Here is a 13230-nt window from a genome sequence, read left to right as displayed (position 1 = left end):
TCCACGGCCGAGCGTGTCGAGACCATAGGCTCGCCACCATGGACTTCGAGGGAGCCTCAGCACTCGTCACCGGCGGCGCGTCCGGCATCGGCGCCGCGTGCGCCCGAGCACTGGCCGCCCAGGGTGCGCGCGTCGTCATCGCCGACCTGAACGCCGAGAAGGGCGAGGCGCTCGCCGGCGAGATCGGCGGGATGTTCGTCCCGGTCGACGTGACGCGGACCGACCAGATCGTGACCGCGGTCGACCAGGCGCTCGAGATGGGCCCGTTGCGCGCGCTGGTCTGCTCGGCCGGCATCGGCTCGGCGCAGCGCACGGTCGGCCGCGACGGGACCTACGAGTCGGCGCACGACCTCGACGTCTTCAAGAAGGTCATCGCGATCAACCTGGTCGGCACGTTCGACACCGTGCGGATCGCGGCCACCGCGATGAGCCGCAACGAGCCCGACACCTCGGGCGAGCGCGGCGCGATCGTGAACGTGTCGTCGGTGGCGGCGTTCGACGGGCAGATCGGCCAGGCGGCGTACGCCGCGTCCAAGGGCGGCCTCGTCGGCCTCACGCTGCCGGTGGCCCGCGACCTCGCGGCCTCGGCGATCCGCCTCAACACCGTGGCGCCCGGCCTCGTGGACACCCCGATCTACGACTTCGCGCCGGAGCCGGAGGCCTTCAAGGAGCAGCTCGGCCAGTCGGTGCTGTTCCCCAAGCGCCTGGGCACTCCGGACGAGCTGGCGGGCATGGTGCTCGCCTGCCTGACCAACACCTACATGAACGGCGAGACGATCCGCGTCGACGGCGGCATCCGGATGCCTCCGAAGTAGGTCACCGCTGGTCGAGGAAGGCGCGCTAGCGCCTGTCACGAGACCCCGTGACACGACCCCTGACCGCTCGCCGGGTCTCGTGACGGGACTTCGTCCCTCCTCGACCTGCGTGCGGCGTCAGGCCTTGATGCGCTCGTTGGTCGCGTCGTACATCGGCCGCAGCGAGACCACGGCGTCGTACGCCGTGCCAGCGACGTCGACGGTCCAGGTGCCGGCCTTCAGCCAGTCGGCGGTCAGCGGCTGGTCGCCGGCGTCGAGCATGGCGAGGCCGACGGCGCCGCCGAGGGTCCAGCCGTACGACGCCGCGCGCACGTAGCCGGCCACCTCGCCGTCGCGGAGCACCAGCTCGGCGTGGTGCAGGACGGGCTCGGGGTCGGTGAGCCGGACCTGGACGAGTCGCCGGCGCGGGACGCCCTGTGCCTTGAAGGCGGCGACCGCGTCCTTGCCGACGAAGTCGGGCTTGTCGAGGTCGACCGCGAAGCCGAGCCCCGCCTCGATGACGTGGTCGGTGTTGTCGATGTCGTGGCCGAAGTCGCGGTAGCCCTTCTCCATCCGGCAGCTGGCGAGCGTCTTGAGGCCGACGGGCTGCGCACCGGCGCCGATGACCGCGTCGTAGACGGTGAGGGCGCCGTCGGCGGGGAGGTACAGCTCGTAGCCCAGCTCCCCGACGTAGGTGATGCGGACGAGCAGCACGCGCACTCCTGCGAGCTCGACGAAGCGCGCCGTGCGGAACGGGAAGGCGTCGTTGCCGAGGTCGGCGTCGGTGAGCGTGGTCAGGACGTCACGCGACCGCGGGCCCTGGACGTTGAGCTGCGCCCAGACCTCCGTGCAGTCCTCGACGGTCGCGTCGGCGTCGCCGATGTACCTGGCCAACCAGGCGAGCACGTGGCCGTGGGCGGTGTCGGACGCGACGACCCAGAAGTCGTCGTCGGCGAGCTTGGTGACGGTGAGGTCGGCCTGGAGCCGGCCGTCGTCGTCCAGCCACTGGGTGTAGGTGATCCGCTCGGGCTCGCCGTCGACCGCCCCCGCCGAGACGTGGTCGAGCAGGCGGCCGGCGCCCGGGCCGGTCACGCGGAACTTCGACATGAACGACATGTCCATCAGGCCGACGTCCTCGCGGACCACCCGGTGCTCGGCCTCCCAGCGCGACCACCAGTCGGCGTGGCCCCAGGTGGGTGTCGCCTGCGGCGTCTGTCCCGGTCCGGCGAACCAGTCCGCGCCCTCCCAGCCGGAGACCTCGCGGAGGTAGCCGCCGTTCGCGACCAGCCGGTCGTGCACCGGGGAGAGCTTGGCGCCGCGGGCGGAGTACAGCTGCTTGCCGGGCGTGTGCGCGGCGTACACGGTGCCGAGGATCTCGGTGGTGCGCGTGGCGCGGTACGTCTCCTCGGCCTGGTACGCGCGGAAGCGGTCGACGTCGAAGCCGGTCACGTCGACGTCCGGCCTGCCGTCGACGATCCACTGCGCGACGACGCGGCCGAGGCCGCCGGCGGAGAGGACGCCGACGGAGTTCATGCCGGCGGCGACGAAGTACCCGCGGGTGCCCGGCGCCTCGCCGACGATCGGCGAGAGGTCCGGCGTGAACGACTCGGGGCCGCAGAAGAACGTCCGTACGCCGGCCTCGAGCGTCACCGGCACGCGCGCCATCGCGGTCTCGAGGAACGGCCCCATTCGGTCCCAGTCCGGCTGGATCTTCGTGAACGACGACCCGGCCGGCACGCCCTCGGGGTGCCACGCGGCGGCCTTCGGCTCGAAGAGGCCGACCATCATGCCGCCGCCCTCCTCGCGGTAGTAGCCGTGCGCCGCGGGGTCCTCGAAGACAGGGGTGTCAGGCCCGAGCCCGTCGATGGTGTCGGTGATCAGGTAGTAGTGCTCGGCCGCGGTGTTGGGCACGTTCAGCCCGGACTTGAGCGCCAGCTCGCGCGCCCACATGCCGGTGGCGTTGACGACGTACTCGCACTCGATGACCCCGTCCCCGACCCGTACCCCGGTGACCGAGTCGAGCTGCCCGCGCTGCTCGGTGGCGACGTCGTCGACCGCCACGCCCTCGTACACGCGGACGCCCTTCATCCGCGCGCCCTTGGCCAGCGCGGTGGTCAGGTCGACGGGGTTGACCCGGCCGTCGCCGGGTACGTGGAAGCCGGCCACCAGGTCGTCGGTCTTCGCCCAGGGGAACAGCTTGCCGATCTCCGCCGGCGAGATCTCCTCGACCTCCAGCCCGAGGTGCCGCTGGAACGCCGCGACTCTCCGGTACTCCTCGAGCCGGTCCGTGTCGGCCGCGGCCTCGATGAGTCCGACCGGCTTGAACCCGGTCGCCTGCCCGGTCTCCCGCTCGAGGTTCTCGTAGAGCTCGCGCGAGTACAGCCGGATGCCCGTGCTGGTCTCCGAGAACGACCCGAAGCAGGTCATCAGCCCCGCGGCATGCCACGTGGTGCCGCTGGTCAGCCGGTCCCGCTCCAGCAGCACGACGTCGTCGCCCCACCCCAGGTGGCCGAGGTGGTAGGCGATCGAGGCGCCGATGACGCCCCCTCCGATGACGACGACGCGGGCGCGGTCAGGCAGTTCTGCGGGAGACACGGGAGCACTCTCTCAGAGGGTCTTGACGGGTCGTGCGGTTCAGGGTGCGCTAGGGCGCACTCTCAGGGACCCGACTCTCGGATCGGAGCACCATCCCATCTCCGACCAGGACCCGGAGGACACGGCCGGTCCGCCGCAGCTGGACCTGTTCGGCGTCAGGGTCCGCTGAGCCCCGACAGCTCCGTCTCGAGCGGGCCTCCCGCCCACGGCGGGTTCAACCGGATGAGGTGCTCGCGGGTGAGGAACGCGCGGTGGAGGTCGTCCGGCAGCCCGTCGAACGGCGACTTCTGCGAGGCGTGGAGCGCGATCGCGGCGTCGCGACGCTCGAGCAGGTGGCCGGTCTCCACCACCGTCGTGAACTGCTCGTCGGGCGTGCCGATGTCGGGGAGCTCGGTGTACGCCGCGTAGTCGCCTCCGGCGTGGTGCTGCACCCACGCGTGCATGAGCGAGCGCGGCAGCCCCTCGACGTACAGCGGCGTCGCGCTGCCGGCCAGCGCCTCCTCGACCGCCTCCCGGATGCGCACGTGGTCGCGGTGACCGTCGCCGCCGTCCAGGGTGACGACCACATCGGGCCGGTGCCGGTCGACGGCCCTCCGCACCGCCGCGACGACGACCTCGAGCGGCGCTCCGCACAGGGTCTCGGGGGCGGCGTCGCCGTCCATGCCCGAGTCGACGAGGTCCAGCAGCTCGACGTCGGCGACACCGAGGTAGGCCGCCGCCGCGCGCAGCTCCCCTTCTCGCAGCTCGCCGAGCCCGCCGGTCGGGACCAGGTCCGGGTCGGTCACCTCGCCGGCCTCGCCGCGGGTCGCGCAGAGCACCACCGTCCGCGCGCCGCGTTCCGCCGCGTGCATGAGCAGCGATCCGCAGCCGAAGGTCTCGTCGTCAGGATGGGCCACGACCAGGAGGAGCAGGGTCACGCCGTGATCCTGCCAGCGCTAATGGTTCGCCCCGGTCAGGCCCGCCCGCCTACCCTGGTGGACGGTATGACGAACGCACACGACGAAGACTTCTCCCTCGAGGCCGAGCTGGACGAGACCGCCGGCTGGGACCTGGACGACGAGACCGAGGGCGGCAACCCCGAGGACTGGCAGTCCGGGTACGCGGACGAGCCTGACCCCGAGGAGGCCGAGGAGCTCACCGTCGGCATGCAGGACCTGGCCGAACGCCACGCCCTGCGCCGGGTGGCCGGACTGTCCACCGAGCTCGAGGACATCAGCGAGGTCGAGTACCGGCAGCTGCGCCTCGAGCGCGTCGTGCTCGTCGGCGTCTGGACCGACGGCTCCATCGAGGACGCCGAGAACTCCATGGCCGAGCTGGCCCTGCTGGCCGAGACCGCGGGCTCGGAGGTGCTGGAGGCGATCTACCAGCGACGTAACAAGCCCGACCCCGCGACGTACATCGGCCGCGGCAAGGTCGACGGCCTCAAGGAGATGGTGCAGGCCTCCGGCTGCGACACCGTCATCTGCGACGGCGAGCTCAAGCCCAGCCAGCTGAGGAACCTCGAGGACCGCCTCAAGGTCAAGGTCGTCGACCGGACCGCGCTGATCCTCGACATCTTCGCCCAGCACGCGAAGTCCCGGGAGGGCCAGGCGCAGGTCGAGCTCGCCCAGCTCAACTACATGAAGCAGCGCCTGCGCGGCTGGGGTGGCAACCTCTCCCGCCAGGCCGGCGGTCGCGTCGGCGCGGCCGGCGGCGGCATCGGCGGTCGCGGCCCCGGTGAGACCAAGATCGAGACCGACCGGCGCCGCATCAACACCAAGGTCGCCAAGCTGCGTCGCGAGCTCGCCCACATGAAGGGCACGCGCGACACCAAGCGCCAGGAGCGCAAGCGCCACGAGATCCCGTCGGTCGCGATCGCCGGCTACACCAACGCCGGCAAGTCCTCGCTGCTCAACCGGCTCACCGGTGCGGGGGTGCTGGTCGAGGACTCGCTGTTCGCGACGCTCGACCCGACCACCCGCCGTACGGCGACCGCGGACGGTCGCGTGTACACCATGAGCGACACGGTCGGTTTCGTCCGCCACCTTCCCCACCAGCTGGTCGAGGCGTTCCGCTCGACGCTGGAGGAGGTCGCCGACTCCGACCTCATCCTGCACGTCGTCGACGGCTCGCACCCCGATCCCGAGGGCCAGATCGCCGCGGTCCGCGAGGTGCTCGCGGAGATCGGGGCGGACACGGTGCCGGAGATCATCGTCATCAACAAGGCCGACGTGGCCGACCCGATGGTGATCGCCCGGCTGCGCCAGCGCGAGCCGCACTCGGTGGTCGTGTCCGCCAAGACCGGCGAGGGCATCGAGGACGCGCTCAAGGTCGTCGAGGGCGAGCTGCCGAAGCTGGGCGTCGAGATCGCCGCGCTCGTGCCGTACGCCCGGGGCGACCTGCTCGACCGGCTGCACCGCGAGGGCGAGATCGACACCCTCGAGCACACCGGCGACGGCACGGTCGTCCGCGGTCGCGCCACCGAGGCGCTGGCGGGCGAGCTGGCGGCGTACCCCGTGTAGGACCGCCCGCGGGGGTGGTCGACACCCCCGGGGATCCGGGGTTGGGTGGAGGCATCGTCTCTTCTCGGGAGGACCCTGATGCGTGCACGCCTGATCGCCCCGCTCGCCGTCGCGGCCCTGGTCGCGACCCCGGCCCTGCTGGTGCCCGCCAGCGGAGCCGACTCCGCGCCGCCGTCGCCGTCACCCGCAGCGGCGACGACCGGACGCACCGCGACCGCCATCGGGTACGGCGGCGGCGTCACGTCCGTCGACCCGGCCGCGACGCGGGCCGGCCTGCGGGTGCTGCGGATGGGCGGCAACGCGGTGGACGCGGCGATCGCGACGGCGGCCGTGCTGGGTGTCACCGAGCCGTACAGCTCGGGCATCGGCGGCGGCGGGTACTTCGTGTTCTACAACGCGAAGAAGGGCAAGGTGCAGACGCTCGACGGCCGCGAGACCGCGCCGGCGGGCATGAAGCCGGACGCCTTCATCGACCCGTCGACCGGGAAGCCCTACAACTTCACGCCCGAGCTGGTCACCAGCGGCGTCTCCGTCGGCGTGCCCGGGACGCCCGCGACGTGGGACAAGGCGCTGACGCGCTGGGGCACCTGGCCGCTCGCCGAGGTGCTGAAGCCCGCGATCAAGCTGGCCGACCGGGGCTTCGTCGTCGACCGCACCTTCAACCTCCAGACCAGCGAGAACGCCGCGCGCTTCTCGGCGTTCCCCTCGACCAGCGAGATCTACCTGCCGGGCGGGGCGCCGCCGGCGGTCGGCTCGGTGCTGAAGAACCCCGACCTCGCCGACACCTACCGGCTGCTGTCCGACAAGGGCATGCGGGCGTTCTACGGTGGCAAGCTAGCGGCCAACATCGCGCGCACGGTCCAGCACCCTCCGAAGACCTCGACGACCACGCTGCCCGTACCTCCCGGCTCGATGAAGGTCTCGGACCTCGCGGCGTACCGCACCAGGAACCGCCAGCCCACCAAGGTCGGCTACCGCGGGTACGACGTGTACGGCATGGCACCGTCCTCCAGCGGCGGTTCGACCGTCGGCGAGGCACTGAACATCATGGAGCGCTACGACCTGGCGTCGATGACCCCGGCTGCCGCTCTGCACCACTACCTCGAGGCGTCGGCGCTCGCGTTCGCCGACCGGGGCGCTTACGTCGGCGACCCGAGGTACGTGAAGGTCCCGTTGACCTCGCTCCTCGACGACACCTTCGCCGCCGAGCGGGCCTGCCAGATCAGCGAGACCACCGCGCTGAAGAAGCCGGTCGCGGCGGGCAACCCCGCGTCGTACGACGGGAGCTGCGCCACCCCGGCGTCGACATCCCGGCGCGACGCCCCCGACACCGAGAACATCAACACCACCAACCTCACCACGGCCGACCGGTGGGGCAACGTCGTCGAGTACACGCTGACGATCGAGCAGACCGGCGGCTCCGGCATGGTCGTGCCCGGCCGCGGGTTCATCCTGAACAACGAGCTGACGGACTTCTCCGCGGTCTACTCGCCGACCGACCCCAACCGGATCCAGGCCGGCAAGCGCCCGCGTTCCTCGATCTCGCCGACGATCGTGCTGAAGGACGGCGATCCCTGGCTGGCCCTCGGCTCTCCGGGCGGCTCGACGATCATCACCACGGTCCTGCAGACGCTGTTCAACCGCATCGACCGCGGGATGACCATCGAGCAGGCCGTCGCCGCCCCGCGGGCCTCGCAGCGCAACACCGCCTCGGTGACCGCCGAGCAGTCGTTCATCGACGCGTACGGCGGGCTGCTGACGCCGTACGGCCACAGCTTCACGGCCGCAGGCGCGCCGGGTACGACGGCCGCCGAGATCGGCGCCGCGACCGCGATCGAGCTGGGTCCGGACGGGCTGTTCACCGTCATCGCGGAGCCCACGAGGCGTGGTGGCGGCTCGGCCGGCGTGGTGCTGCCGAAGTAGCCCTACGCTCGGGGCGTGTACACGGAGGCTCGCCTGGCGAGCGGGCTGACGCTGGAGTACCTCGACGTCGGCGATCCCGACGGTGTCCCGGTCGTCTACCAGCCGGGATCGCCCAGCACCGCCGGCTGCGGTGCCCTGCTGGACGAGGCCGCTCGCCGGCACGGCGTGCGCCTCGTCGCCGTGAGCCGGCCGGGGTACGGCGCGTCGACGCTCACGCCGCCGAGCCTGGCGAGCGTGGGCCACCAGGTCGTCGAGCTCGCCGACGAGCTGGGCTGGTCGACGTTCGGGACCTACGGCTCGTCCGGCGGCGGCCCGTACGCCCTGGCGACGGCGGAAGCAGCACCCGACCGCGTGACGCGCGTGGTGGTCGCCGCGGGACCCGGCCCGCGCGACGGCGACCCGCAGGACCTCGAGGTGGTCACCGCCGAGGTACGTGAGTTCGCCGAGCACCTGCTGCCCCTCGACCCCGACGCCTTCCGCGAGGCGATGGCCGCCGACGTACCTCCCAACGAGCGCTACTTCGAGACCCGACCGGCCGAGGCGGCCGTCTTCTTCGCGGACCTTCGCCGCGCGCTGGAGCCGTACGACGGCTTCGCCCGCGACAACGTCGCCTGGTCCGGCCCCTGGGACATCGACGTGGCCACGATCACCACGCCCGTCGACCTGTTCTACGGCGACGCCGACCGGATGGTGCCGCTGGAGAACGGCGAGCGTCTCGCCGCCCTCCTGCCGAACGCGTCGTTCGACGCGCTCCCCGGGTCCGGCCACGGCGACATCACGTTCGGCCTCACCGACCGGATCCTGGCGCTCCTCGCGGACGCCGCGCGCTTGTAACGCGGTGTTAGGGGGACTTCCCACGCGTGAGAACGCGTGGGAAGACGGTCTAACACCGCGTTACATGTCGCTCAGCGCAGCACGTAGGTGACCAGCACGCGGTCGTCGTCGCCGCCCTGGTCGTCGCAGTCCTCGCCCTGGTCGTCGCCGTCGTCGGCGTTGTCGACACCGTCGTCGTCGGTGTCCTCGTCGCCGTCCTCGACGCCGTCACCGTCGGTGTCGTCGTCGGTGGGGTCGGTGGTCGTGGTGCAGTCGTCGACCTCGTCCTCGTCGTCGAGGCCGTCGTCGTCGGAGTCGGTCTCCTGCGGGTCGGTGCCGTGCTTGAACTCACCGAGGTTGCGCAGGCCGTCGTGGTCGGCGTCGCCGCGGGCGTTGGCCTTGTGCGGGTTCAGGCTGTGGCGCAGCTCCCAGCGGTTGGGCATCCCGTCGTGGTCGGCGTCGCCGGACGAGGCGTCGGCCGGGCCGGCGAGCGAGAGCACGCCGCCGGCGGCCAGCGTGGCGATCACGGCGGAGAGACGGCGCGAGGTGGTCAGGAAGGTCATGGATCGCTCCAAGAGGTGGTGGGGGGACTGACACCACGACGGTAGGGCCGGCAGGGTCGGGTGCGCAGTTGTACCAACGGACAGGTGCGGCCCTCCGGGTCAGCGGGCTGCGGCGACGCTCTCGTCCGTGCCCGCCAGCCTCTGCGCGATCCAGATGGGGACGATCGAGGCCACGATGAGGGCCGCGGCCACGACGTTGACGACGGGCGCCTGCTGGGCCCGGAACATGTTGTTCAGGATCCACAGCGGCAGCGTCTCTTCTCGCGGCCCGGCGGTGAACGTGGTCACGATGATCTCGTCGAACGACAGCGCGAACGACAGCAGCCCGCCGGCGAGGAGCGCGGAGCGCAGCATCGGGAACGTGATCCGCCGGAAGGTCGTGAAGGTGCCGGCGCCGAGGTCCATCGACGCCTCCTCGAGGTTGCTGCCCAGTCGGCGCAGCCGTGCCTGGACGTTGTTGAAGACCGTGACGATGCAGAAGGTGGCGTGGGCGACGACCAGCGTGAGGAAGCCGAGGTCGATGCCCAGCAGCGTCTTGAAGGCGTTCTGGAACGCGATGCCCGTGACGATGCCGGGAAGGGCGATCGGTAGGATCACCAGGAGGGACACGAAGTTGCGGCCGAAGAACCGGAACCGCTGCAGCGCCAGCGCGGCCATGGTGCCGAGCACCAGCGAGATGACCGTGGCCAGGGTGGCGACGCGCAGGCTGACCCAGAGTGCGTCGCGGGCGCCGGGCGAGCTGAACGCGCGGTCCCACCAGTCGAGGGTCAGGCCGGTCGGCGGCCACGCGAACGAGCCGCTGGTGTTGAACGAGTTGAGCACGACGATGCCCAGCGGCAGGTAGATCACGACGAGCGCGAGGATCGTGCAGGTCAACAGCGTCAGGCGCAGGCCGCGGGACAGGGTCACAGGCTCTCCAGGGCTCCCGTGCGGCGGACCGCGCTGAGGTAGACGAGCACCAGGACGACCGGGATGGTCGCCACCGCGGCGGCGAAGGGCAGGTTGTTGGCGGCGCCGACGTTGTCGTAGACCACGTTGCCGAGCATCTGGTTGGTCCCTCCGACCAGCTTCACCGCGATGAAGTCGCCCAAGGTGAGCGAGAACGTGAAGATCGAGCCGGCCACGAAGGCCGGGAAGACCATCGGCAGCACGACGGTCCGCAGCGTGCGTACGCCGGTCGCGCCGAGGTCCGCCGACGCCTCGAGGAGGGAGTTCGGGAGCCGTTCCAGGCCGGCGTACACGGGCAGGATCATGTAGGGGAGCCAGAGGTACGACAGCGTGATGATGGTGGCCGCGAGACCGTAGCCGGGGGTGTCCAGGCCGAAGGGCTGCGCGATCCACGCGATCAGCCCGTTGGAGGCGAGCAGTCCGCGCCAGGCGTAGGTCTTGACCAGGTACGACGCCCACAGCGGCATCAGGACCGCGATGACGAGGGCGCGCTGCACCGCGGGTGAGGCGACCTTGGCCATGTAGAGCGCGATCGGGAAGGCCACCGCCGCGTCCACCAGCGTCACCAGCACGGCGATGCCGACCGTGCGGAGGGTGATCGTCTTGTAGACGTCGATGCTGACCAGGTCCCGGAAGTTGTCGAGCGTCCAGACGCGCTCGATCTCTCCGGTGAAGTCGTTCTGTCCCCACAGCGAGGTCACGAACATGGCCGCGAGCGCGGCCAGGTAGGCGACCCCGAGCCAGGCCATCGGCGGGATGAGGAGCAGGCTCAGGCGGAGCCCGGGGTGCCGGTGCAGCACCCCGGGCTCACGGGTGGAGGTGGTGCTCAGCCCTTCACCTCGGTCCAGGCCTGGGTCCAGTCGCCGTAGTCGGTGCACTGGACGTCGGTGCGTCCGTCGAGGCAGTCGGAGATCGGCGTGGTCCAGTACCAGATCTTCTCGACGTACGCGGCGTCGGCGGCGTGGTAGGTGTCGCAGAAGCTCTTGTCCGAGGTGAAGCCGCACGCCTTGGCGTTGGCGGGAGCCTCCCCGTAGTACTCGGTCAGCGCCGCCTGCGTCTTCGGGCTGACGATGTGGTCGAGCCAGGCGTAGGCGCAGTTCGAGTGCGGCGAGTCGGCCGCCACCATCCACGTGTCGATCCAGCCCGTCGAGCCCTCGTCGGGCAGGATCGCCTCGACCGGCACGTCGGCGGCCGTCAGGGCGTTGGCGTTGGACTGCCAGGTCGTCCCGATGACGGAGTCGCCGTTGGTGAACGACTGGATGTGGGCGAGGTAGTCCGACCAGTACTCCCCGACCTCGGCCTTCTGCGTCTTCAGCACCTCGACCGCCTTGGCGAGCTGGTCCGCGTCGAGCGCGTAGGGGTTCTTGATGCCGAGGTCCGGCTGGGTGTTCATCAGGTAGAGCGCAGCATCGGCGATGTAGATCGGCGAGTCGTAGGCCGTGATCTTGCCGGCGTACGGCGAGTCGGGCTCGAACACCGAGGCCCAGCTCGTCGGCGCCGGGTCCACCTTGTCGGTGCGCCACATCAGCAGGTTGGCGCCCCATCCGTGCGGGATGCCGTACATCTGGCCGTCCACGGAGTTCCAGAGGCGGTCCTTGAGGAAGGGCTGCACGTCGGCGTAGTTCGGCACCAGGTCGGTGTTGACCGGCGCGACGTCGCCCGAGGCGATGAGTCGCAACGTCGCGTCCCCCGAGGCCGAGACGACGTCCCAGTCGCCGCTCTTCATCAGGCTGACCGCCTCGTCGGAGGTCTTGAAGTACTTGACGTTGGCCTGGCAGCCGGTGTCCTTCTCGTAGTCGGTGACCCAGTCGGCCGCGGGATCGGCGGTGCCGTCCTCGGCGTAGTAGGGCCACGCGAGGATGTTCACCTCGCCCTCCATGTCGCCGAGCGACTCCTTCATCGGGATGTCGGGCGGGGTGAACCCGCCCTGTTCCTCACCCGCCGACCCGCTGGCGTCGCTGCCGCCGTCGCTGCCGCAGGCAGCCAGGCCGAGGGCCAGGGCCAGACCCAGCGCGGCGGTTCCGGCAAGGGTGCGCTTCCTTCTCATGTTTCCTCCTGGTGGGATCCCGAGCCGGTGGTGCGCTTAGCAGTCGGTGTGAGGTCGATGAGGTGCTCGTCCTCCCAGGTGAGCGACACCTGGTCGCCCTGGTCGATGGCCTGGTCCGAGGCCCCGTGCAGGTTCTGCCGGAGCACCGTGAGGGTGCCGCCGCCGTCGAGGGCGACGACGTAGTGGTTGACCGAGCCGAGGTACACGACGGCCTCGACCGTGCCACGCACGCGGCCGTCGCTGCCGATGTGGATCTTCTCCGGGCGGATGGAGAACATCCCGTCCCGGCCCACGACGGACCGGGCGGCGTCGCCGGTCAGCAGGTTCGACGTCCCGACGAACCCGGCCACGAACGACGAGGCCGGCGACTCGTAGAGCTCCGCCGGTGCCGCGACCTGCTCGACGCGCCCGTTGTTGAAGACCGCAATGCGGTCGCTCATCGTGAGCGCCTCCTCCTGGTCGTGGGTCACGAACACGAACGTGATGCCCACCTCCCGCTGGAGGTCCTTGAGCTCGATCTGCATCTCGCGCCGCAGCTTGAGGTCCAGCGCGCCCAGCGGCTCGTCGAGGAGCAGCACCTTGGGACGGTTCACCAGCGCCCGGGCCAGCGCGACGCGCTGCCGCTGCCCGCCGGACAGCTGACCGGGCTTGCGGGCGCCGTACCCGCCGAGCTGGACGCTCACCAGCGCCGCCTCGGCGCGTTCGCGGCGCTCCTTGCGCGGCACCTTCTTGACGGCCAGGCCGTACTCCACGTTGCCGAGCACGTCGAGGTGCGGGAAGAGCGCGTAGTCCTGGAAGACGGTGTTCACGTTGCGCGCGAACGGCGCCTGGGTGGTGACGTCCTTGCCGTCGAGGTAGACCGTGCCCGAGGTCGGCGCCTCGAAGCCGGCGATCATCCGCAGGACCGTCGTCTTGCCCGATCCGGACGGGCCGAGCATCGAGAAGAACTCCCCGTCGCGGATCTCGAGGTCGAGGTCGTCCACGGCCGTGACCGCGCCGAACCGCTTGGTGACGGATGTCAACCGGACGGCAGCGGTCATGCCGGG

11 protein-coding genes are annotated in these 13230 nt (G+C 71.1%); 4 read left to right on the top strand and 7 right to left on the bottom strand.

What is annotated here, in order from left to right:
- The first annotated feature begins 38 nt into the window (after positions 1-38).
- Positions 39-815, top strand: coding sequence for an SDR family oxidoreductase (locus tag ISU07_RS10375; protein ID WP_194706724.1), 777 nt, complete (start codon positions 39-41; stop codon positions 813-815).
- 117 nt (positions 816-932) lie between these two features.
- On the opposite strand, the gene ISU07_RS10370 is transcribed toward ISU07_RS10375, so the two are convergent.
- Together ISU07_RS10370 and ISU07_RS10365 are read right to left on the bottom strand one after the other, a co-directional pair.
- Positions 933-3389 carry a GcvT family protein gene (locus ISU07_RS10370; RefSeq protein ID WP_194706723.1) on the bottom strand — a complete coding sequence of 819 codons (2457 nt, stop codon included), beginning with the start codon at positions 3387-3389 and terminating at the stop codon, positions 933-935.
- 155 nt (positions 3390-3544) lie between these two features.
- Positions 3545-4306 carry a PIG-L deacetylase family protein gene (locus ISU07_RS10365; RefSeq protein WP_194706722.1) on the bottom strand — a complete coding sequence of 254 codons (762 nt, stop codon included), beginning with the start codon at positions 4304-4306 and terminating at the stop codon, positions 3545-3547.
- A 228-nt stretch (positions 4307-4534) separates the two neighbouring features.
- Here ISU07_RS10365 and hflX point away from each other — a divergent pair, with 228 nt between their 5' ends.
- The 3 genes from hflX (at position 4535) to ISU07_RS10350 (ending at position 8647) form a co-directional block, all read left to right on the top strand.
- Positions 4535-5890, top strand: coding sequence for a GTPase HflX (gene hflX, locus ISU07_RS10360; RefSeq protein ID WP_228521694.1), 1356 nt, complete (start codon positions 4535-4537; stop codon positions 5888-5890).
- A 78-nt stretch (positions 5891-5968) separates the two neighbouring features.
- Entirely contained in the window at positions 5969-7813 is a 1845-nt protein-coding gene (gene ggt / locus ISU07_RS10355) for a gamma-glutamyltransferase (RefSeq protein ID WP_194706720.1), read from the top strand.
- A 15-nt stretch (positions 7814-7828) separates the two neighbouring features.
- Complete coding sequence (locus ISU07_RS10350; protein WP_194706719.1) at positions 7829-8647, top strand: alpha/beta fold hydrolase; 819 nt, start codon at positions 7829-7831, stop codon at positions 8645-8647.
- 71 nt (positions 8648-8718) lie between these two features.
- On the opposite strand, the gene ISU07_RS10345 is transcribed toward ISU07_RS10350, so the two are convergent.
- From ISU07_RS10345 to ISU07_RS10325, 5 genes are all read right to left on the bottom strand, one after another.
- Entirely contained in the window at positions 8719-9189 is a 471-nt protein-coding gene (locus ISU07_RS10345; RefSeq protein WP_194706718.1) for a hypothetical protein, read from the bottom strand.
- Positions 9190-9288: 99 nt separating this feature from the next.
- The gene (locus ISU07_RS10340; RefSeq protein ID WP_194706717.1) at positions 9289-10098 is read right to left on the bottom strand and encodes an ABC transporter permease; all 810 of its coding nucleotides are present in this window, start codon (positions 10096-10098) and stop codon (positions 9289-9291) included.
- Positions 10095-10937 carry an ABC transporter permease gene (locus ISU07_RS10335; protein WP_323742538.1) on the bottom strand — a complete coding sequence of 281 codons (843 nt, stop codon included), beginning with the start codon at positions 10935-10937 and terminating at the stop codon, positions 10095-10097. Before ISU07_RS10335 ends, ISU07_RS10340 begins: the two co-directional genes overlap by 4 nt.
- 26 nt (positions 10938-10963) lie before the next feature.
- Positions 10964-12184 (bottom strand): ABC transporter substrate-binding protein, encoded by a 1221-nt coding sequence (locus ISU07_RS10330; protein ID WP_194706716.1) that lies wholly within the window; start codon positions 12182-12184, stop codon positions 10964-10966.
- Positions 12181-13224: an ABC transporter ATP-binding protein gene (locus ISU07_RS10325; protein ID WP_194706715.1), complete on the bottom strand. Its 1044-nt coding sequence runs from the start codon at positions 13222-13224 to the stop codon at positions 12181-12183. The genes ISU07_RS10330 and ISU07_RS10325 overlap by 4 nt, the downstream gene beginning before the upstream one ends.
- Between the last annotated feature and the right edge of the window lie 6 nt (positions 13225-13230).

This window comes from Nocardioides islandensis (assembly GCF_015352455.1).
In the GTDB taxonomy this organism is placed as follows: domain Bacteria; phylum Actinomycetota; class Actinomycetes; order Propionibacteriales; family Nocardioidaceae; genus Nocardioides; species Nocardioides islandensis.
Note: the sequence above shows the minus strand (reverse complement) of the source record. Positions and strands in the feature narration are given on the sequence as shown.

Bases quoted from the DNA above. Each gene is read 5' to 3' on its own strand.
- ISU07_RS10325 (WP_194706715.1), bottom strand. From the start codon at position 13,224: ATGACCGCTGCCGTCCGGTTGACATCCGTCACCAAGCGGTTCGGCGCG.
- ISU07_RS10345 (WP_194706718.1), bottom strand. From the start codon at position 9,189: ATGACCTTCCTGACCACCTCGCGCCGTCTCTCCGCCGTGATCGCCACG.
- hflX (WP_228521694.1), top strand. From the start codon at position 4,535: ATGCAGGACCTGGCCGAACGCCACGCCCTGCGCCGGGTGGCCGGACTG.
- ISU07_RS10375 (WP_194706724.1), top strand. From the start codon at position 39: ATGGACTTCGAGGGAGCCTCAGCACTCGTCACCGGCGGCGCGTCCGGC.
- ggt (WP_194706720.1), top strand. From the start codon at position 5,969: ATGCGTGCACGCCTGATCGCCCCGCTCGCCGTCGCGGCCCTGGTCGCG.
- ISU07_RS10330 (WP_194706716.1), bottom strand. From the start codon at position 12,184: ATGAGAAGGAAGCGCACCCTTGCCGGAACCGCCGCGCTGGGTCTGGCC.